Genomic DNA, 19,477 nt, shown 5'->3' with positions numbered 1-19,477 from the left:
CGGGGTGAAACACTTCCGGCCTTCCGGACAGGTACGAGATGGCGGGGAAAACGGTGACGGGGGAGCAGCGGTGGGCCCGGACCACGAGGAGCTCGACGCCGTACGCCGTACGCCGGGCGTTCTGGCGGCTCGGCCCCGACGACGGCGAGGTGCTGGCGCTGGCGAGCTGGGAAGGGCTGGCGTCGGCGGAGATCGCCACGGTGCTCGGCTGCTCGCGCGGGGCCGCCCGCCTCCGGCTGCACCGGGCCCGCAAACGCCTCGCCGCGGAGCTGAGCTCCGCGGGAGTGGACATGGCCCGGTACGGGGTCCGGATGGCGGCGCTGGCGGGAGGAGAGGCGTGATGGACCACCGCTCACAGGACCGCCCACACGGCGGCACGTACGGTCGCGCACATGGTCCCGTACAGGACCCCGCGTGCGACCGAGTACACGACCGAGTACACGACCGCGCGCGTGGACGCGTTCAGGACTCCGCGCGCGACCGCGACCTGCGCCGCCTGGTCGCCGGGATCGCCCCCGACCCCGGCCCGGGGATGACACCGCTGGCCATGGAGCTGCTGGAGGAGATCGTCTCGGGGCCGGCTCCGGCATGCGGTCACCGGGACCGGCTCCGGCACATGGCCCGCAGGGCCCTCCGGAATGTCCGGCTCCGCCTGGCGGCGGTCGTCCTCCCGCTCGCCGCCGTCCTGCTCGCCGTGTCCTGGCTCGTCCCCGGAGCGGCCGGGCTCGGTCCCGCTCCGGCCTCCGCCGCGCTCGACATCAGGCGGGAGGGCGGCCACTACGTCGTCATGGTGCGGGACCTGTTCGCCGATCCCGCGACGTACCAGCGTGAACTGCGCCAGCGCGGCTTGGACGTGGAGGTGCGGATCGTGCCCACGGCGGCGACCTCGGTGGGGCGGCCGCTCTATTTCGACGGCACCCGGGACCACAGCGCGATCACCACAATCGAGGCGCCGGGCGAGTGCGTGCGGTTCGCCGGCTGCCCGATCGGCTTCCGCATCCCGGTCGGTTTCCACGGGCACGCGATCGTGCTGATCGGCCGCGCCGCCCGGCCGGGGGAGCGCTACGGCATCCTGGAGGCCGTCGACGCGGAGGGCGAGCCCTTCCACTGCGTGGACTACGTCAACAAGACCGTCGCCGAGGTCCTGCCCCTGCTGCGGGAGCGCGGCGTGCGGGCGAAGTTCACCTCCTACGTCACCAAGAGCGCCAGGCCGTCCGCCCCGGCTTCCTGGTACGTCTACGAAGGGGTCATGGTCGCCGACGGACAGGCGCTCATGCTGGTCAATCCCACACCGAACCCTCAGCCGCGTCCCAGGGACGCCTTCTGCCCCGAGCGTCGCTGAGCACGGCCAAGCGGTCCCCGCCCAGGTCGCGGCGCGAGCCGCACCGGGCGCCCCTCCACGCCCGCGCCTGCCGCCGCGGTGGCGTCGCGGCCGAGTCCGGCCCGGCGCCCCAGTCTCCATCCCTGCCTTCACCGGCCGCTTGCCCAGCGCTGACACCGGCATGCCCGCGGGCACGCCCGGCTGCCGCGGGCGTGCCCCCCTGCTGCTGCGTGCCCTCCTGCCCTTCCACAGCGTCGAGGTGGTCGTCGCCGTGCAGCACGCGATGGGGCTGGCGACCGGCGTCGTCGTCTACGCGGCGCTGCGCCGCGGGGGCCTGCCCGGCTGGGCCGCCGTGGCCGCCTCGGCGCCGGTGCTGTTCGACGCCGTCGTTCCTCCGCCTGGAGCACGCGGTGCTCTCCGACTCGCTGTTCATCCTGCTGGTCGTGGCGGCCACGGCTCTGCTGGCCCGCCGCCCGGTGCCGTCCGCGCGCGCCGCCGCGGCCGCCGGCCTGCTCCTCGCGGGAGCCGCCCTCACGCGGACGATCGCGCTGCCGCTGATCCTGCTCGCCGTGCTGGTGCTCGCCGTACGCCGCGTCCCCTGGCGCCGCCTGGCCGTGCTCGCCCTGTCCGGCCTGCTGCCGGTCGCCGCGTACGCGGGATGGTACGCCGGGGTCCACGGCAGGTTCGCGATCGGCGGCGGGGACGGGGTCGCGCTGTGGGCCCGCACCATGACCTTCGCGGACTGCTCGGTCGTCCGTCCTCCGCCGGACCTCGCTCCGCTGTGCCCGAACGGGACCGTCCTGGACGCCGCAGGGGAGTACGTGTGGGCGAGGGAGTCCTCCCTCAACCGGCTCCCCGGCGGGCACGCCGCGCTCAACGACCGGGCCCGTGCCTTCGCGCTGCGCGCCATCGCCGCCCAGCCGCTGGACTACCTGCGCGCCGTGGCGAGGGACACCGCGCTCGCGTTCCCCTGGACTCCCGTCGCCCACCCGGCGCGCGTCGTCCCCGCGTTCGGTTTCGCCGCAGGCATGTGGTCGCTACCCGCCGATCAGCCGCTCGTCGAGCAGGTCAGAAGGGAATACGACCCGGGTCTCACCGGGATGCGCTCGGTCCGGCCGTACGCCGATCTGCTCGTCGCCTACCAGTACCCGGCCTACCTGCGCGGGCCGCTGCTGGCCGCCGTCCTGCTGGTGGGCGCCGTGGGCGCGGTACGGCGGCCCCGGACTGCGGCGCTGCCCTGGGCGGTCGCCGTCACGCTGCTGGTCGCGCCGGTGGCCGTGCTCGATTTCGACCACCGCTACGTGCTTCCCGTGGTGCCCGTGGCGTGCCTGGCGGCCGGGCTGGCCTTCCGCCGGGCTCCCCGTCATCCGGCGGCGCCCGGCGGCGCGGCGGCCCATGAGGCGCCGGTCGCCGGGACGCGAGCGTGATCCGGTCAGGGTATGCGGGCGCCGAGCAGCATGGCCGCGGCGGCGGCGAGCATCCCGGCGATGATCGCGGCGACGAGGAACCGCTGGGTGATCTCCTGGTGCACCACCTTGTAGCCGAGCGAGCTGCCGATCTGGGCGTAGACGTCCCGCAGCTCGCTGCCCGACTCGGCGGTGTACGCCCGGCCCCCGGTGCCGTCCGACAACGACTGCAGCGTGGCCTTGTTGACCGGCACCTGCACCGACCGGTTGTCGATCGTGACGGTTCCCTCCGGCGTGCCGTACGCGATCGTGGACACCGGCACCTTGGCGCCGACCGCCGCCTCCACGGCCTCGTTGACCGACCGGCCGGAGGTGTTGTCGCCGTCCGACAGCAGCACGATCGCCGCGGGCGGCGGATCGGTCACCGCCCGCTGGTCGAACGACCTGATCGAGTCGAGCGAGTTGAACACCGCCTCGCCGATCGCCGTGCCGGCCCGGGTGGTCAGGCTGGAGATCGCGGTGGTCACGGCCGCGTGGTCGGTCGTGGGGGAGATCACCACGGCCGCCGAACGGGCGAAGGCCACCACCCCGACGTTGAACCGGTCCGGCAGGTCCCGTACGAACTGCTGGGCGGCCTGCTTGGCCGCGACGAGCCGGGTGGGCTCGACGTCGTTGGAATCCATCGACAGCGACACGTCCACGGCGATCATGATGGTGGCCCGGTCCCTGGGCACCTTGACCGCGCCCGCGGGCCGGGCCGCGCCCATGACCAGCAGGGCCATCATGATCAAGAACAGCACCGCAGGCACGTGCCGCCGCCACGAGGGCCGCTCCGGCGCCACCAGCGACAGCAGCGCCAGGTTGGTGAAGCGCAGCGTGTAGCGGCGGCGGGCGAACTGCAGCGCCACGTACGCCGCGATCAGCACCGCGACCAGGACGAACAGCCAGAGCCAGCCGGGGGACAGGAAGGTCACGCGCCCGCCCTCCTGCCCGCGGCCCGCCGCATCAGATGGGCCGTGCGCCGCTGCCGCAGCACGAATCCGGCGAGGTCGAACACCCAGTCGCGGTCGGTGCGCAGCACCAGGTGCGCGGCCCCGGCCCGGCGCAGCGCCGTACGGATCTCCCAGCGCTGCTCGGCCGCCGCCTCGGCGTACCGCTCCCTGAGCCCGCGCGACAGGTGGACGCCGCGCGAGCGCCCGGTCTCCGGGTCGGTGAGGGTCACGAAACCCACGTCGGGAAGCTCCAGCTCGCGCGGATCGACCACCTCCACGGCCAGCACCTGGTGCCGCGCGGCCAGGCGGCGCAGCGGCGGCTCCCAGGAGTCGGCCGGGTCGAGGAAGTCGGAGACGACCACCCGCAGCCCCCGTTTGCGGTGCGCCGCCGCCATCATCTCCAGACCCTCCCCGAGATCGACCGAGCCCTGCGCGGGCGGCGCGCCGAGCAGCGAGTGCAGTAACGCGTACAGCCGGGGCCGGCCCTGCCGGGCCGGATACCGGTGCACGTCGTCGCCGTACAGGACGTAGGCGCCGAACCGGTCGCCCACCCGTCCGGCGAGGATCCCGATCGCCCCCACGGCGGAGATCACCAGGTCGCGTTTGGAGACCTCGGCGGTGCCGAACTCCATGCTGGCCGACAGGTCGGCCAGCGCCCAGGTCTCCAGCTCCCGGTCGGCGATCAGGTCCCGCACGTGCGGGACCGTCGTGCGGGCGGTGACCGCCCAGTCCATGCGGCGCACGTCGTCCTCGCCGGGCACGTACACCCGGCTGTCGCCGTGCTCGCTGCCCGGCCCGGGGATCAGGCCCTGGTGGCGGCCCTGCAGCAGCCCGTCGAGCCGCCGCACCACCGTGAGCTCCAGCCGCCGCAGCGCCTGATCGGGGTTCGCGCCGCTCATCGCATGCCCTGGTTCCACACCACGAGGGGCGGCGGCACGGTCCGCAGGATCCGCCCGACGACCTCGGCGGGGTCCACCTCGTCGGCCAGCGCGTCGAAGGTGAGCATCAGCCGGTGCGCCATCACGTCCACGGCGACGTCGCGGATGTCGTCGGGCAGCAGGTAGTCGCGCCCGCGCAGCAGGGCCAGCGCCCGCCCGGCGGAGATCAGGCCCAGCGTGGCCCGGGGGCTCACCCCGATCTCGATCGTGTCCTCCAGGTCGGGCAGGCCGTACTCCGACGGGGTCCGCGTCGCCATGACCAGCCGTACGACGTAGTCGGCCACGAGCTGGTGGACCGAGACCTCCTCGGCCATGTCCTGCAGCCGCAGCAGGGTGGCCGGGTCGAGCACCGGCCTCGGCACCGGCGGCCGGACGCTCATCCGCTGGAGGATCTCCAGCTCCTCGTGGGCGCTCGGATGGGACACCACCACCCGGAACAGGAACCGGTCGCGCTGCACCTCGGGCAGCGGGTAGACGCCCTCGGACTCGATCGGGTTCTGCGTGGCCAGCACGACGAACGGGCGGGGCAGCGGGTGGGTCCGCCCGGCCAGCGTGACCTGCCGCTCGGCCATCACCTCCAGCAGCGCCGACTGCACCTTCGCCGGGGCCCGGTTGATCTCGTCGGCCAGCAGGAAGTTCACGAACACCGGCCCGAGCTCGACGTCGAAGCTCTCGGAACCGGGATGGTAGACGCGGGTGCCGACGATGTCGCTGGGCACGAGGTCGGGGGTGAACTGGATCCGGGCGAACGAGCCGCCGGTCACGACGGCCAGCGTCGAGGCCGCGAGGGTCTTGGCCACCCCCGGCACGCCTTCGAGCAGGCAGTGTCCCCGGGCGAGCAGCGCCACCAGCAGCCGCTCGACCATGTGGTCCTGCCCGACGATCACACGGCGGACCTCGGCGAGCGCGTCCATCAGGGAATCCAGCCGAGCCTCCCCGTCCTCCTGCTCCGCGACGCCCTCGCCGGGCTCGGGGTCACTGCGTTCATCGGCAACGGTCATGCTCGTTATTCAACCGTGACTCGGCGGGAGAATCCATTTCTCTCCCATTTGCCCGTCCGGGCGCGCGCCACACCCCCTGTCGCGCCCATGAGTTGTCGTGCTTGTGTGTTTTGATGTGGAGGAGATGGTGACCCCTCTTCAGTACGGCGACCCGACCCACGTGGGGCCGATCGCGCTGCAGGCACGCCTGCGCACGGCCCAGGCCGGGCTCGTCTACCTGGGCCAGGCGCCCGACGGCCGGGTGGTGTCGGTGGCGGTCCTCAGCAGCGGCGCCGCCCTCGACGCGGCGGCCCGGGACCGGTTCGTCACCGCGATCAAGGAGGCCGAGCGGCAGGGCCGTACGGGCGTGCTCGGGTGGGGCGCCACGCTGGTCGACCGGATGCGCGGCCGGGTCGCCCCCGACACGCCGCCCGTCCTGGCCATGCACGACGGTCCCGCCCCCTGGGTGGCCGTGCCGTACGCGCCGAACGCCCCGGGGGCCGAGCGGTTCCTCGACCCGGTCACGGTGTCCGGAACGCTCATCGGGCAGCGGCACGGGCCCGACTTCCTGCACTACTGGCAGGGCGACGCCACCCCCGCGGTGCCCGGCCCGCCGGCCCCGCCGCCTCCGGCGGTCGCCACCCGGCGCTCGGTCGTGCTCGCCTCGACGCTGCTGGCCACGCTGGTGCTCGTGCTCCTCGTGGCCGCCTGGCTGCTGCTCTTCCGCGGCGAGGACGAGCAGGAACCGGCCCGGCCGCTGCCGAACACGCAGTTCGTGCCCAGCCCGCCGCCCGAGCCCGCCTCACCGGTGCCGCAGCGGCCCACCCCCGGCCCGTCCGGGAGCGGCAGCGAGTCGCCGTGGCCGATGGACCTCGACGACGGCCGCGGCCCCATCTGACCTCTCCGCGTACGTGCTGCGCGCACGTCCTTGTCGGCCGCCGCCGGCGCGGTCGTGACACAACCATGACACGCCGCTGACGAGGCGGGGACACGGCCGCGCCACAATGGACGGGGTTGCCCGGCAGGCGAGTTGTGGAGCGTGCGGTGAAACCCGGCGGCGTGTCGCGAGTGTTGCTGATCGAGGATGACCCGGCCGTGCGGGAGGGCCTTGAGCTGGCCCTGAGCCGGCACGGGTACCGGGTGCGGGCGGTGGAGTCCGGTGAGCAGGGCCTGGAGCGGCTGCGTACGGACCTCCCCGACGTCGTCGTGCTCGACCTGATGTTGCCCGGCATGGACGGGTTCGAGATCTGCCGCCGCATCAGGGCCACCCGGGAGTTACCGATCATCATGCTCACCGCGCGCGGCGACGACATGGACGTGGTGGCCGGTCTGGAGGCGGGCGCCGACGACTACGTGGTCAAGCCGGTGCAGCCCAGGGTGCTCGAGGCGCGCATCCGCGCGGTGCTCCGGCGGGTCGGCCGCGACCAGGCGGACCTGGAGCGGCACGGGGACCTGACCATCGACCGGGCCGGGCTGGTGGTCGCCAACCGCGGCGTGCCGGTCAGCCTCGCCCCGACCGAGCTGCGCCTGCTGCTCGAGCTCTCCGGCACGCCGGGCCGGGTGCACAGCCGCCAGCAACTGCTGGAGTCGGTGTGGGAGCACGGGTACTTCGGCGACTCGCGTCTCGTGGACGCGTGCGTGCAGCGGTTGCGCGCGAAGATCGAGGACGACTCGGCGGCGCCCGTCTACGTGCAGACGGTGCGTGGGTTCGGGTACCGGTTCGGGCCGGTGTGAGCCCGCCGGTGGCATCTCGGCCGAGCCTGGGGCTGCGTGCCCGGCTGCTGTCCGCCTTCGCGCTGCTGTGCGTGGTCACCGCGGCGGCGGTGGCCGGCGGGATGTACGTCCAGGCCCGCACCGCCATCCTGGCGCGGACCCAGGACGCCGCGGTGCAGGCGATGAGAGGCCGCCTGCAGGCCCTCTATCCGTTGCGGAATCCGGCGCCGGGCCCGGACGAGCTCGGCGAGATCGCCGCTGCGGTGACCGACCGGAACAGCTCCGCGATCGCCCTTTACCACGGGGTGTACGCGCCGGTCAGGCCACCGCCGGGGGACCGGAGGCCGGGCGGGAACGGGCCGGCGCCGGATCCCGGAGTGATCCCGAACGCGCCGGTCAGGCCGCCGGGGGACTGGAGACTGGACGAGAGCGCCCCGGCCCTGGATCCCGGGATGGTTCCCGGAGAGCTGCGGCGGGCGGTGGCCGGCGGCGACATCGCGTGGCAGCGCGTGGTGTGGCGGGGGGCGCCCTTCCTGATCATCGGAACGCCGCTGCTGATCGTCGAACGGGACCGGACGGCGCGGGTGTCGGGGATCGAGGTCTACTCCGCGCGCAGCCTGCTTCCCGAGCAGCTCAGCATCGACGAACTCGCCGCGTCCGCCTGGCAGAACGGCGGGGTGGCCCTGGCGTTCGCGGTCGTCCTCGCGTCGCTCGCCACCCGTGGCGTGCTGCGCCCGGTGCGCGAGCTCGGCCGGGCGGCACGCCTGCTGGGCAGGGGCGAGATGCGGACCAGGATCGAGGTGCGCGGCTCAGACGAGCTGGCCGAGGTGGCGCGCACGTTCAACGACACCGCCGCGGAGCTGGAACGGCACGTCGAGCAGCTGCGCGCGATGGAGGCCGACGCCCGCCGGTTCGTGGCCGACGTGTCGCATGAGCTGCGTACGCCGCTGGCCGCGCTGGCCGCGGTCGCCGACGTCCTGGACGAGGAGGCGGCCGGGCTGCCGGAGCCCGCGGGCAGGGCCGCCAGGCTGGTCAGCCGGGAGACGCTCAACCTCACCGCGCTGGTGAACGATCTCATCGAGATCAGCAGGTTCGACTCCGGCGTGGCGGCCCTCGCGCTGAACGAGGTCGACATGGCCGAGCTGGTGCGCGCGACCCTGCGCGTCCGGGGCTGGTCGGAGCTGGTGCGCACCGAGCTCGCGGCCGCGGTGACGGCGTGGCTGGACCCGCGCCGGGTGGACGTCGTCCTCGCCAACCTGGTCGGCAACGCCCTGCGGCACGGCGAACCGCCGGTGTCGGTACGGCTTCGCGCCGACCAGCACAGGATCGCCGTCGAGGTCCGCGACCACGGGCCGGGACTCGACGAAGCGGTGCTGCCGCACGTGTTCGACCGGTTCTACAAGGCCAGCGCGGCCCGGGCCAGGTCCGAGGGCAGCGGACTGGGCCTTGCCATCGCGCGGGAGAACGCGCGCCTGCACCAGGGCGACCTCACCGTCGCCAACGCCCCGGACGGCGGCGCCGTCTTCACGTTGCGCCTGCCGCGCCGGGCACACGATCCGGACGGAGACCCAGAGCGAGGCCCGGAGTGAGGCCCGGAGTGAGGCCCGGAGCGAGGCCCGGAGCGAGGCCCGGAGTGAGGCCCGGAGTGAGGCCCGGGTTCGCCCGCGGTGTCCTCGGCGCGGGCCTGCTGTCGCTCGCCGTCCTGGCCGGCTGCGGCGTGCGGCCCAGCGACGTCATCACCGGCGCGGATCCGCCGAGCGGAACCGTCGCACGCGCCACGACGATCACTCTCTACCTGGTGAAGAACGGCCGTCTCAGCGCGGTGACGCGGCAATCCAGCGGCCGTCCGCTGTTCCCGGCCGACCGGCTCGCGCTGCTGGCGGCCGGGCCCACCGCGGAGGAACAGGCGCACGGGCTCACCACCGGTGTCCCGCCCGAAGCCGCCCCGTTCTCGGTGACCGCCGGGCCGCCCGGCCACCTGGCGGTGACCCTGTCCGCCGCGGTCGGCGACCTGCCGGCGCTGGCCGTCGAGCAGATCGTGTGCACGGCCGCCGCCGCGGTGCCCGGAAACGCCGCCAAGATCACCGTCGTCGGCGCCGGGCGGAACGCCGACGCTCGGGAATGCCCAGAGTGACGGTGGCGTCCCCTCCACCGGTCGCCGGTGGGCGTTCCAGGGGCACGCGCGGCCGCCGGGCCGCCGCGATCAGCTCCCTGCTCGCGGCGAACGCGGCCTCCTTCTTCTCCTCGAGCGTGTCGCCGGGGTCGCCCTGGCTTAGAACCACCCCGAGGATCAGCCGGTCGCGGGCCCCGGAAGCGGAACGGACGGCCCACAGCAGCGCTCCGCCCGCCGGCGTGCTGGTGCCGGTCTTGATGCCGACCACCCCGGGCAGCCCGAGCAGCTTGTTGGAGTTGACGATCTCGCCCGGCACGCCCGGCACGGTGGTCCTGACGGTGGCGACGATGTCACGCAGCACGGGGTTCTTCATGGCCTGCCCGGCCAGCTTGAGCTGATCCACCGCCGTGCTGACCGTGGTGGGCTCGTACCCGCTCGCCCCGGTGTAGGTGGTGTTGGTCATGCCCAGCCTGGCGGCGGCCGCGTTCATCTCCCGGACGAAGGCCTGCTCCGAGCCGGCGTCCCAGCGGGCCAGCAGACGTGCGGCGTTGTTCCCCGAGGGGATCAGCATCAGCTCGAGAAGCTGCCGCTCGGTGAGGATCTGGCCTTCGGTGACCGGCACGGTGGACTCGTCGCGGTTCCCCGCCTCGATCGCCGCCTGCCGGTCGACCCGGATGGGCGGCCCGGTGTCGTTCCCGCCGAGCGGGTGGTGGCGAAGAACCACCAGGGCGGTCATCACCTTGGTGACGCTCGCGATCGGCACGGGCCGCTGCTCGCCGTGCATGCGGAGGCTGTCCGCCCGCCCGGCGATCTCGACCGCCGCCTGCCCCGTCGACGGCCAGGGCAGAGCCCACGGCAGGGCGTGGGCGCTCGACGCCGGCGTCGAGCCGGACATCGGCGGCGGCTCCTCCTGTGCGCCGGTGCGGAGCAGCCGGCCCCCGGCGGCGAGGACGGCGGACACGATGAGGCAGATCAGCAGTGTGACCGCGGCGTACCGCCGGTCACGGGACCGAGAGGGAACAGCGCGTGGCTCGTCCATGCCGAACCACGATCGACGCCGAACGTGCGCGCGCCGTCAGCCTCGTGTCACCGTTCATCGACGGCGGCAATCGTCGGCGCGACCATGACGCGACCCGGTCGGGAGGGACGCCCGCGCTGGGGTGACGGCCGTCCGCTGGGGAGCGTCTGACAAATGCTGCCCGTCGCGAGCGGGGATCCAGGTGGATGCATCGCAAGGCGGAGGAGGGGCTGACAACGGCGTTATCGGCGACCACGACAACGCAGCGAGGCGCAGCAGGGCATGATCTGCCAGATATGACCTAGGCTCGGCTCTGCCAGGCGCCGGTCAAGCGAGGGCCGAGCGGCGGCAAAAGGAGGACGGGGGCGCATGCACGCCGGGCAGATCGTGCTGTTGCTGCTCGCCGCGGTGGCCGCCGGGTGGGTCGACGCCGTCGTCGGCGGCGGGGGCGTGCTGCAGCTTCCGGTGCTGCTCCTGGCCGGCGTCCCGCCGGTCCAGGCGCTGGCGACGAACAAGTCCGCCGCCATCTTCGGCACCGCCTCGGCGGCCGTGACCTACGCCCGCAGGACGAAACTGGACCGCGCCGTGGCCGTGCCCGCCGGGGCGCTGGCGGTCGCCTTCGCCGGTCTGGGCGCCGCGTCGGCGGCCCTGCTCGACGCCGCCGTGCTGAAGCCGCTGGTCATGGTCGTGCTGCTGGGCGTGGCCGCGTTCGTGACCCTGCGACCGGCGTTCGGCCGCCTGCCCCAGCCGCACCTGCGTACCCGCGGGCGGGTCGTGGCGGCGCTGGTGGTCTCGGGCGTGGCGATCGCCTACTACGACGGCATCCTCGGGCCGGGCACCGGGACGTTCCTGCTCATCGCGTTCACCTCGGTCCTCGGGATGGACTTCGTCCACGCCTCGGCCACGGCGAAGGTCATCAACACCGGCACGAACCTGGGCGCCCTCGCCGTCTTCGCCGCCCAGGGGCACGTGTTGTGGGCCGTGGGACTGGCCATGGCCGCCTGCAACATCGCCGGGGCGCAGATCGGTGCCCGGATGGCGCTCAGCCGCGGCTCGGGGTTCGTCCGGGTCGTCCTGCTGTGCGTGGTGGCCGCCCTGGTCGCCAAGCTCGCCTACGACCAGTTCCTCGCCACCTGACCATCTCCCAATCACCCCGGCCTCCTCGGTGGGGTGCGGCTGCGGGTGCCGGCCGACGCGGCCGTCGAAGTCGAGGGCTTCAGGCTGTTCGGCGGTCGCGTGGTGGCTCCGGCGACGACCGCCGCGTCCGCGCTCTCGTCCGCGTCCGCGGCTACGGCGTCTGCGGCGGCATCAGGGTCACCGGCGCCTGATCGGCGGGCTCACGCCGCGGCGCCCGTACGGCCGGCGCCGCGAGGGCGACGAACAGCGCGAGCAGGGCGGGCACCAGCAGCGCGTACGGAAGGGTGACGGCCTCCGCCAGGCCGCCGATGAGAACCGGGCCGGTGAGGAAACCGGTGTAGCCGAGGCTCGCCACGGCCGCCAGCGCCCGGCCCGACTGCGCGGGGTCGCGGTGCCCGGCGGCCGAGAACACCTGCGGGATGATGCACGACAGGCCCGCGCCGAACAGCCCGAACGCCACGACACCGGCGACCGGCCGGCCGGCGAGGACCCCGGCCGCGAGGCCCGCCCCGGCGAGCAGCCCGCAGCAGCGCACCAGCGTGACCGGGCCCAGCCAGGCGGCGAGACGGTCTCCGGCGAACCGCCCGGCCGTCATCATGATCGAGAAGGCGGCGTAGGCCGCGGCGGCGAAGCCGGGAGAGGACCCCAGGTTGTCGCGCAGGTAGACCGATCCCCAGTCGGCCGAGGCGCCTTCGCCGACCAGGCAGCAGAACGCCAGGACGCCGAGGAACAGCACGCCGCCGCTGACGCGCCGCCGGGCCGGGCCGCTTCCGGAGGGCGTGACCGGGGCGGCCGGTGCCGTGCGCGCCGGCGGGGCGTCGCGCAGCGCCCAGCGGGCGCTCAGCAGCGCGACGAGCAGGATGACCACGCCCACCGACGCGAAGGTCAGGGCCGGGCTCACATCGGCGTGGGCGAACAGCCCGCCCGCGGACGCCCCCGCGAACCCGCCGACGCTGAACACCGCGTGGAAGGACGACAGGATCGGCCTGCCGTAGGCCCGCTCGACCACGACGGCGTTGGCGTTCATCGCGACGTCGAGGGTGCCGTGCACCGCGCCGAAGACGAACAGGGCGAACGCGAGCGTCGCCAGGTTCGGGGCATAGGCGGGGAGCACGAGGACGACGCCCTGCGCGAGGGCCACCGGCAGCATCGTCCGGTAGCTGCCGTATCTGTCCACCAACCGGCCGACGATCTGCATGCCGGTGATCGCGCCGACGGCGATGCCGAGCAGTCCCAGGCTCAGCGCGCCGTCACTGAGCCGCAGGTCGGCCTTGATCGCGGGGATCCGGCTGGTCCACGTGCCGATGGCCATCCCGGACAGCAGGAACAGCCCGTAGACGGCCACCCGGGCGCGCACGAGCGCCGGACGGGTGGGGGCGGACAGAGCCATGACGCATCGCTCCTCGAAGGCGGTGGTTGCGGGCAGGACCCGGGCGGCGGGGCCTGTCCGGGTGGAGTGCTATGAGCGGCCGGAGCCGTGGTGGTGTTCGGACGAACACCCGCCTATGTGTGATCGATCACGTCCGGCGTGCGTGCGGGCGGCCGGAATCACGCGTCCATGCGCGCTGGGTGTGCGCGGGGGAGAGGGGTGGCGCCGCGCCGGCCCGTAGAGTCGCCTGACCTCACGCGCGGCATGTGGCTGTGGACGGAAACGGTGGACGGTGCCGGCGGCGGCATGCTGACAACGGCCCTGTGGCGGGGGTTGGCGCGGTGACCGGGACGGTGCGCTGACGGAAGAGGGGCGGCCGCCGGTCGTGGCGGGCAAGACACCGCGCGACGGGAGGCGAGGTGACGTGGGCGGGCGGGTGACCTCCGTGGGCGTTTGGGGCGTTGTGGCGGGCTCGTGTGCGGGACGGCCGGCACGGGCTGCCTGGCGGGGATCTGTCAGGGAACGGACGCCACAGCAGGGACCGTGCGTACGGTGACTCCGGCGGCGGCGAGGGCGTCGTGCTGATCCTTGGGGATCCCGTCGTCGGTGACGACGACGTCGAGCCGGTCGAGTCCGCAGACCGCGCCGAACGCCGTCCGGTTGAACTTACCCGAGTCGCAGACCACCACCACCCGGCGGGCCGACGCGATCGCGGCCTGCTTGATGGCCACTTCGGGCAGGTCGTGCGCGGTCAGGCCGTGCTCGGCGGACAGGCCGCAGCAGCCGACGACCGCGGTGTCGAACCGCAGGGCCTTGATGGACGCCTCGGTGAGCGGACCGACGAAGTTCATCTCACCGTGGCGCACCTCTCCGCCGGGCAGCACGAGACGGACGCGAGGCGCGGCGGCGAGTTCCTGCGCCGCCTGGAGCGCGAGCGGCAGCACGGTCAGCCGGCGGTCGCGTACGACCCGCGCGACCTCCAGCGCGGTCGTGCCGCCGTCGAGCACCACGGCCTCACCATCGGCCAGCAGGGAGGCGACCTCCGCGGCGATACGTCGCTTGGCATCGACCGCCTCGCGCTCACGCACCCCGAACGGCGGCTCCTCGCCGCGCAGCAGCAGGCTCAGCGCGCCGCCGCGCACCCGGCGGACCACGCCCTGCTGGGCGAGCTCGTCGAGGTCCCGGCGGATGGTCATCTCCGATACCCCGTATGCCAGTGCCAGCTCGGCCACGGAGACGCTGTCGGTGGTGCGCAGCGCATTCATGATCGCTCGCATGCGGTCGGCACTTTCCATGTGTTCATTTGAACACAGACTCTGTCCGAGAGCAAGTGAATCTACTTTGTAAAGCTGACGGGGTTGAACCACACACCAGGGAGCAAGTTCACCCCACCTGCAAGCAATGGTGAGGGGCGGCGACGTCCGCGACGGTTGCGTCGATCAGGTGGAGGGCGTCGGCGAGCGGCCCCGGCCCCAGGATCGCCCACGTCGGGCCCGGGATGGCGATCGCCTCTGCTGTCAGTGCGGTGACAGGGCCGGGTGCGGGGGCCTAGGCCGGGCCGATCAGCGCCGACATCCGGGCCAGCACGCCGGAGTTGACCCAGTAGTACACCCAGGTGCCCCGCCGTTCGGAGCCGATGAGCCCGGCCTGCCTGAGCACCTTGAGGTGGTGGCTGATCGTCGGCGGAGTGAGGTCGAAGGCCGCCGTGAGGTCGCACACACACGCCTCGCCGCCCTCGTGGCAGGCGATCAGCGACAGCAGGCGCAGCCGTACGGGATCGGCGATGGCCTTGAACAGCGGTGCGAGCTCCACGGCCTCGCGCTCCGGCAACGGCTCGGATGCCAGCGGGGCGCAACACCCCACGCCGGACCCGTCCACGCCGGCGTCGACGATCGGCGATCCCTGTTTCGACATGTCTCTAATTTGACACGGCTCTATCCAAAGGCACAAACTGCCGCTGTATCTTGATTAGACAATTATCGAAACAGCGGTCTTGCCTGCCGCTTCACAGTCCCGGAGGAGCCCATGTCCCGTGTCCAGCTCGCCCTGCGCGTCGCCGACCTGGAAGGGTCGATCGCCTTCTACTCCAAGCTGTTCGGCGTCGAGCCCGCCAAGCGGCGGCCCGGCTACGCCAACTTCGCCGTCGCCGAGCCGCCGCTGAAGCTGGTGCTGCTGGAAGGTGAGCAGGGCGAGCCCACCCGGATGGACCACCTCGGCGTGGAGGTCGAGGACACCTCCCTGGTCACGGACGCGACCGAGCGGCTCAGGGAGGCCGGCCTCGCGACCTTCGAGGAGAACGACACCACCTGCTGCTACGCCCTCCAGGACAAGGTCTGGGTGCACGGCCCCGGAGGCGAGCCTTGGGAGGTGTACGTGGTCAAGGCCGACGCGGACACGATCGGCGCGAGCGCGACGGTCGCCGCGGACGGTGCCGCCTGCTGTGGCGCCTCGGGGTCGTGATCATATCCGGGCGGAAATCCGTAACGCGGCCGTCGGAGCACATCAAGGGGTTCCAGGAGCTGTCACGGGGCCGTAGCCGAGCCTCCGCGTGAGAGGTGAGAGCCGCTCCATCGCGCCGGGAGGCATTTCCCTGATTCGATGATGTTGCGACGCTACGATCGCGATACGTACGCGTTCGGGTGGGAGGGACTGAGGTGGACATCGCGGTGTTGGCCGATCAGCTCATGCCATATCTGACCGCTGCGGCCGGTGCCTATGGGCAGGCGGTGGCGGCCAAGGCCCAGGACACGATTGCTGACGAGACGGTGAGTCTAGGGCGGCGGCTGCTGCAGCGCATCATTAAGCGTGGGCAATCCCATGCGCAGATCCAGGCCGCCATCACCGACCTGGCCCAGGCACAAAAGGACGCTAACGCAGCGGATACCGATGATGCAGTGGCCGCGCTGCGCCTGCAGGTGAAAAAGGCATTGGCGGCCGATCCGGCGCTGGCCGCCGAACTGACCCGCATGCTGCCCGCCGCCGAGGCGCCGAGCAGGGTCACCGCGGTGGGTGAGCGGGTTGCCGTCATTGGCAGCAACACCGGGGTGGTGCAGCAGGGCGACAACTCCATCACCTTGCGGTGACCGGCCCACAAACTCCCTCAGATGGTGAGGCGTCCGCACACGGCGAGCGCGCCGCCATTATCGGCGAGAACCGCGGCATCACCCAGCAGGGCGACAACGCGACCGCGGGCCAGGTGGTGATCGAGAAAGGTGCCACTGTGCACGGCGGCGTGCATTTAAACGTCGCCGGCGCTGGCACCAGCCAGGCGACGCCGGCGGCCCTGTTCATGGCGCCCACGAGCAGGTTGCGGGATTTCGTCGAGCGCCCGGCGGTCGGTGATGCTCTGGTTGAAGCGCTGGTGAACCCGGCCTTCCGAGGTGGGGGGCCGATCGTTGTCACCGGCGCCGGCGGCTATGGCAAGACGCTGCTGGCGGCGTGGGCCTGCCGACAGGTGAAGGATCATTTTCCCGACGGTGTGCTGTGGGTGGCGGTAGGGCGCCGCCCACATGGCGCAACCGACCATGATCCGAGGCTGATCAGCGTCCTCTCTGACCTGATCACCTTATTGACCGGTGACGGGCCTGCCGAGTACCGCCATGTGCCTACGGCGGCTGCGGCCTTTGTCAGGGCTCTGGGCGACCGCAGGATCCTGCTCGTTCTGGACGACGCCTGGGACACCGAGGATGTGGAATGGTTTCTTGGCGGCCGCCAGTGCGTGACCTTGGTGACCAGCCGACAGCGACCCATCGCCCGCGGTCATCATGAGGTACGGGTCGGCCCTATGACGACACGGGAAGCGACGGCACTCCTGCTGCAAAAAGTGGCTGGCTCTTCTGCGCGGGAGGTGTCCCCGCTGCTGGAGCGGTGCGGACGTTGGCCACTGGCGCTGTCCCTGCTGGGAGGGACCCTGCGGAGCGTGCTGGGCCGTATGCCGCTTGCGGCAGTCGTCCAGGAACTCGCCGCAGCGCTGGACCACCGCGGTGTGAGCGTGCTCGACGAGCACGCTCACACCAATGAACGACGTATCGCGGCAACGCTGGACATCAGCCTGGAGGAACTGGCGGCCACGTCCCCGCACGGGGAGGGATCCCGGGACCGGTATCGGCAACTCGCGGCGTTCCCGGAGGAAGCGCCGATCCCCTATCAGCTCCTGGAGCGCCTATGGGGACTTGATGTCGCGGGGACGGAAAGCGAGTGCGTTCGTTTCTTCAATCATTCATTGCTAGAGACGGTCGAGCCGGACGGTGTACGCCTGCACGTGGTGCTCCGTGACCTACTGCGCCACCGAGACGCACAGCTGGTCGGCCGCACCAGCCGGGCACTTTTGGAGGCGTGCCATACGGCGGCCGGATGGCACGCGCTGCCTTTGAGTCCGCACCCCGATCTCGGCCCCCAACTCGCCTATCATCTGCTCCAAGCCGGACAGCGCGAGAGTCTCGGCATGCTGATGCAGGACTTCCGTTACCTGGTGACACGCATCCACCACGGCGGTCCGGCGGCAGCCGAATCAGACCTGCAGGCCTATATCGCCGCCGACGACGCCCACCACGAAGACAACCACATTCGCCGGCTCCTTGCTATGCTGCGCCGATATCCGAATCTGCCGTCAAATCGCAATATGGAGCGGACAGATGTGGCACTGACGCTGTACAGCCGCCTGTTCGGACATGTCGAGATTGATCACTTTCGCGAGGAACTCCCCGACTGTGGCCTTTTCCCCGTACAGCCCTTCCCCTACGTCGCCGAGCCTCGTCATATCCGCTCTTTGTCCGGTCACCATGGCCAGGTCTCGTCCGCCTTCTGGCAGAACGATGGCCTCTTGATGACCGTGGGGGGTGACGACGGCACCATCCGGCGCTGGAACCCCCAGTCAGGCGTTCAGGAATCACAGCTGCAGATCGACGCGGGTCTGGTACTCAAGGCATGGCTGAGCCCGGATCAACATCACCTCGCCGTTTTTGGGGCGCACCCAAAGGGTGGCCACCACCTCGCCAATCCGATTACGCACCGGGATGGCCTGCGGCAGCCGGGACAGTGGCTGCGGATCCTGATCACCGACACCAGCACGGGCAAGGTCCGGGCGGAATTTCCCTCTACCGAGAAGTTGGTAGTGGGTCAGTTCCTTCATGGCGGAAGCCCTGCGATGGCCTGGAGTCCTGACTCCAGACTGCTCGCCCTTGCCGCAGGCGATGATATCCAGCTCTGGTCCCCGTTCGACGGGCGCCTACTGCGAACGCTGCGACAGGCAGGAGCAGTCCGATCGATGGACTGGCATCCCGCCGGCGGCCTTGCCTGTCTGACGGGGTATGGCACCGTGATCCGCTGGCCCGACCCGGCGTCCAGCGACCATGCCCATCACCACGGGATGTTCGGCGAGGAGTCGCAGGCGCGCGCTCTGGCCTGGAGTCCTGACGGACGCAAGATCGCCGTAGCCGCCGATAGGGAGATCGGCGTGGTGGGGGTCGCTCCTACCGGGCTGGGTAAAGCGTGGGAAGGTCACGCTTGGTGGTTTGGCTTCCCGTGCGCGATCTCGTGGCGGCCTGATAGCCGAGCCTTCGCCATCGCCTCCAACGGGGCAGGCATCTGGGGAGGCACCGGACCCGGGAGTATGGTGTCGCTGTGGAATGTCGACGATCCGCAAGGCAGGACGTACAAGGATATCGATTCCAGGTACACCGGGGTGCTTGATCTTGCCTGGGGGCCCGCTGATGACCAGCTTGCGGTGGCCTACGTGGACTCCACCGTGCGGCTGTGGCGGCCGACCGCGAGACAGCAACCAGCGGTCTCAAACGACCGTCTGCTTGACCTGGCAGATCATTTCAAGAGCCCCATCGATCGCGCAATCGATGCCGTGACAGCACCACTGCGGGACCGTCTCGTGGTCCGGAACGTGAAGTCGACGATTCCGGCAGTCGTTTATGAGAGGGCGGAAGCTACCGACACGACCTGGACAGACGGCCTGATAACGATCACTTCTGACGGACTCTCCGTGATAGGCGAATGGGCAGATGCCGATGAATTCGAGTGGGTGATGGGCAGCACTCAATTGTGTCAGGATTTTAGGATCGCATCCGGAGTGGCCGTGAATACCTTCGGCTTCCCGGACATGCGCCTCACGCTCCGCGGCGCAGACGGTCTCACCATCGAGACGGCACTATGGCCCAAGCCTCGCGGCCTTGCCGTAGATCCCACAAGCTCACGCATCGCCACCGTCAGCGAGGACGGAGGCATCTCCCTGTTCGATACCCGAACTCTCCGACGGATTTGCACCGTCTCCCTGGGCGAAGCCGCGCTAGCATGCGCCTTCGGTCCCACGGGAGAACGCCTCGCCGTGGTCGGCTCGACGGGCCTATACCTTCTGACTCTCAGCCCGCACACATAGCTCGCTACCCAGTTCAACTGCACAAACGCCGTCGTCAGGTGAGGGCGGCGGGCCGAGCGGCTCTCGCTGACCGGCTTCCGGAAGGTGACCGGGAAGGGACTACCC

At 71.7% G+C, this 19,477-nt stretch carries 18 protein-coding genes; 11 read left to right on the top strand and 7 right to left on the bottom strand.

The annotated features are described in order from the left end of the window. The first annotated feature begins 38 nt into the window (after positions 1-38). The 3 genes from Mam01_RS16675 to Mam01_RS16665 all read left to right on the top strand — a co-directional run bounded on the left by Mam01_RS16675 (position 39) and on the right by Mam01_RS16665 (position 2,748). Complete coding sequence (locus Mam01_RS16675) at positions 39-341, top strand: RNA polymerase sigma factor (RefSeq protein ID WP_204286220.1); 303 nt, start codon at positions 39-41, stop codon at positions 339-341. After that, positions 341-1,342, top strand: coding sequence for a hypothetical protein (locus Mam01_RS16670; protein ID WP_239101367.1), 1,002 nt, complete (start codon positions 341-343; stop codon positions 1,340-1,342). The genes Mam01_RS16675 and Mam01_RS16670 overlap by 1 nt, the downstream gene beginning before the upstream one ends. A gap of 389 nt (positions 1,343-1,731) precedes the next feature. Continuing rightward, complete coding sequence (locus tag Mam01_RS16665) at positions 1,732-2,748, top strand: hypothetical protein (protein WP_239101366.1); 1,017 nt, start codon at positions 1,732-1,734, stop codon at positions 2,746-2,748. A gap of 5 nt (positions 2,749-2,753) precedes the next feature. Here the strand turns inward: Mam01_RS16665 and Mam01_RS16660 are convergent, their stop codons facing one another. The 3 genes from Mam01_RS16660 to Mam01_RS16650 are packed head-to-tail and all read right to left on the bottom strand — an operon-like array spanning position 2,754 to position 5,658. After that, on the bottom strand, positions 2,754-3,701 hold the full coding sequence (locus Mam01_RS16660) for a VWA domain-containing protein (RefSeq protein WP_204286219.1): 948 nt from the start codon (positions 3,699-3,701) through the stop codon (positions 2,754-2,756). After that, the gene (locus tag Mam01_RS16655) at positions 3,698-4,618 is read right to left on the bottom strand and encodes a DUF58 domain-containing protein (RefSeq protein WP_150934022.1); all 921 of its coding nucleotides are present in this window, start codon (positions 4,616-4,618) and stop codon (positions 3,698-3,700) included. The genes Mam01_RS16660 and Mam01_RS16655 overlap by 4 nt, the downstream gene beginning before the upstream one ends. Next, positions 4,615-5,658 carry an AAA family ATPase gene (locus Mam01_RS16650; RefSeq protein WP_204286218.1) on the bottom strand — a complete coding sequence of 348 codons (1,044 nt, stop codon included), beginning with the start codon at positions 5,656-5,658 and terminating at the stop codon, positions 4,615-4,617. The genes Mam01_RS16655 and Mam01_RS16650 overlap by 4 nt, the downstream gene beginning before the upstream one ends. A gap of 124 nt (positions 5,659-5,782) precedes the next feature. Here Mam01_RS16650 and Mam01_RS16645 point away from each other — a divergent pair, with 124 nt between their 5' ends. From Mam01_RS16645 to Mam01_RS16630, 4 genes are all read left to right on the top strand, one after another. Next, a complete protein-coding gene (locus Mam01_RS16645) occupies positions 5,783-6,535 on the top strand; it encodes a hypothetical protein (protein ID WP_239101365.1) in 753 nt (250 codons plus the stop codon). Positions 6,536-6,696: 161 nt separating this feature from the next. Then, a complete protein-coding gene (locus Mam01_RS16640; RefSeq protein WP_204286216.1) occupies positions 6,697-7,371 on the top strand; it encodes a response regulator in 675 nt (224 codons plus the stop codon). A gap of 8 nt (positions 7,372-7,379) precedes the next feature. After that, the gene (locus Mam01_RS16635) at positions 7,380-8,939 is read left to right on the top strand and encodes an ATP-binding protein (protein ID WP_204286215.1); all 1,560 of its coding nucleotides are present in this window, start codon (positions 7,380-7,382) and stop codon (positions 8,937-8,939) included. Between the two features lie 56 nt (positions 8,940-8,995). After that, positions 8,996-9,484 carry a hypothetical protein gene (locus tag Mam01_RS16630; protein ID WP_204286214.1) on the top strand — a complete coding sequence of 163 codons (489 nt, stop codon included), beginning with the start codon at positions 8,996-8,998 and terminating at the stop codon, positions 9,482-9,484. Here the strand turns inward: Mam01_RS16630 and Mam01_RS16625 are convergent. Next, positions 9,432-10,502: a D-alanyl-D-alanine carboxypeptidase family protein gene (locus Mam01_RS16625; protein WP_204286213.1), complete on the bottom strand. Its 1,071-nt coding sequence runs from the start codon at positions 10,500-10,502 to the stop codon at positions 9,432-9,434. The genes Mam01_RS16630 and Mam01_RS16625 overlap by 53 nt on opposite strands. 348 nt (positions 10,503-10,850) lie before the next feature. On the opposite strand from Mam01_RS16625, the gene Mam01_RS16620 reads away from it, so the two are divergent. Continuing rightward, positions 10,851-11,618 carry a TSUP family transporter gene (locus Mam01_RS16620; RefSeq protein ID WP_204286212.1) on the top strand — a complete coding sequence of 256 codons (768 nt, stop codon included), beginning with the start codon at positions 10,851-10,853 and terminating at the stop codon, positions 11,616-11,618. A 151-nt stretch (positions 11,619-11,769) separates the two neighbouring features. Here the strand turns inward: Mam01_RS16620 and Mam01_RS16615 are convergent, their stop codons facing one another. The 3 genes from Mam01_RS16615 to Mam01_RS16605 all read right to left on the bottom strand — a co-directional run bounded on the left by Mam01_RS16615 (position 11,770) and on the right by Mam01_RS16605 (position 14,901). After that, the gene (locus tag Mam01_RS16615) at positions 11,770-13,008 is read right to left on the bottom strand and encodes an MFS transporter (RefSeq protein ID WP_204286211.1); all 1,239 of its coding nucleotides are present in this window, start codon (positions 13,006-13,008) and stop codon (positions 11,770-11,772) included. Between the two features lie 494 nt (positions 13,009-13,502). Next, positions 13,503-14,282: a DeoR/GlpR family DNA-binding transcription regulator gene (locus tag Mam01_RS16610; protein ID WP_239101364.1), complete on the bottom strand. Its 780-nt coding sequence runs from the start codon at positions 14,280-14,282 to the stop codon at positions 13,503-13,505. Positions 14,283-14,535: 253 nt separating this feature from the next. Then, positions 14,536-14,901: an ArsR/SmtB family transcription factor gene (locus Mam01_RS16605; RefSeq protein WP_204286210.1), complete on the bottom strand. Its 366-nt coding sequence runs from the start codon at positions 14,899-14,901 to the stop codon at positions 14,536-14,538. A 111-nt stretch (positions 14,902-15,012) separates the two neighbouring features. On the opposite strand from Mam01_RS16605, the gene Mam01_RS16600 reads away from it, so the two are divergent. From Mam01_RS16600 to Mam01_RS16590, 3 genes are all read left to right on the top strand, one after another. After that, positions 15,013-15,447, top strand: a complete 435-nt coding sequence (locus Mam01_RS16600; protein ID WP_204286209.1) for an ArsI/CadI family heavy metal resistance metalloenzyme — start codon at positions 15,013-15,015, stop codon at positions 15,445-15,447. Positions 15,448-15,641: 194 nt separating this feature from the next. Continuing rightward, the gene (locus Mam01_RS16595) at positions 15,642-16,070 is read left to right on the top strand and encodes a hypothetical protein (protein WP_204286208.1); all 429 of its coding nucleotides are present in this window, start codon (positions 15,642-15,644) and stop codon (positions 16,068-16,070) included. Next, entirely contained in the window at positions 16,067-19,372 is a 3,306-nt protein-coding gene (locus tag Mam01_RS16590; protein ID WP_204286207.1) for an NB-ARC domain-containing protein, read from the top strand. The genes Mam01_RS16595 and Mam01_RS16590 overlap by 4 nt, the downstream gene beginning before the upstream one ends. The last annotated feature ends 105 nt before the right edge of the window (positions 19,373-19,477 follow it).

The organism is Microbispora amethystogenes (assembly GCF_016863015.1).
Taxonomy (GTDB): domain Bacteria; phylum Actinomycetota; class Actinomycetes; order Streptosporangiales; family Streptosporangiaceae; genus Microbispora; species Microbispora amethystogenes.
This window is presented reverse-complemented; position numbering and strand designations above follow the sequence as displayed.

What these genes read in the sequence shown, in the direction of transcription:
- Mam01_RS16675 (WP_204286220.1), top strand. Translation starts at nt 39, where the DNA reads ATGGCGGGGAAAACGGTGACGGGGGAGCAGCGGTGGGCCCGGACCACG.
- Mam01_RS16645 (WP_239101365.1), top strand. Translation starts at nt 5,783, where the DNA reads ATGGTGACCCCTCTTCAGTACGGCGACCCGACCCACGTGGGGCCGATC.
- Mam01_RS16650 (WP_204286218.1), bottom strand. Translation starts at nt 5,658, where the DNA reads ATGACCGTTGCCGATGAACGCAGTGACCCCGAGCCCGGCGAGGGCGTC.
- Mam01_RS16620 (WP_204286212.1), top strand. Translation starts at nt 10,851, where the DNA reads ATGCACGCCGGGCAGATCGTGCTGTTGCTGCTCGCCGCGGTGGCCGCC.
- Mam01_RS16600 (WP_204286209.1), top strand. Translation starts at nt 15,013, where the DNA reads ATGTCCCGTGTCCAGCTCGCCCTGCGCGTCGCCGACCTGGAAGGGTCG.
- Mam01_RS16615 (WP_204286211.1), bottom strand. Translation starts at nt 13,008, where the DNA reads ATGGCTCTGTCCGCCCCCACCCGTCCGGCGCTCGTGCGCGCCCGGGTG.
- Mam01_RS16670 (WP_239101367.1), top strand. Translation starts at nt 341, where the DNA reads ATGGACCACCGCTCACAGGACCGCCCACACGGCGGCACGTACGGTCGC.
- Mam01_RS16605 (WP_204286210.1), bottom strand. Translation starts at nt 14,901, where the DNA reads ATGTCGAAACAGGGATCGCCGATCGTCGACGCCGGCGTGGACGGGTCC.
- Mam01_RS16610 (WP_239101364.1), bottom strand. Translation starts at nt 14,282, where the DNA reads ATGGAAAGTGCCGACCGCATGCGAGCGATCATGAATGCGCTGCGCACC.
- Mam01_RS16655 (WP_150934022.1), bottom strand. Translation starts at nt 4,618, where the DNA reads ATGAGCGGCGCGAACCCCGATCAGGCGCTGCGGCGGCTGGAGCTCACG.
- Mam01_RS16625 (WP_204286213.1), bottom strand. Translation starts at nt 10,502, where the DNA reads ATGGACGAGCCACGCGCTGTTCCCTCTCGGTCCCGTGACCGGCGGTAC.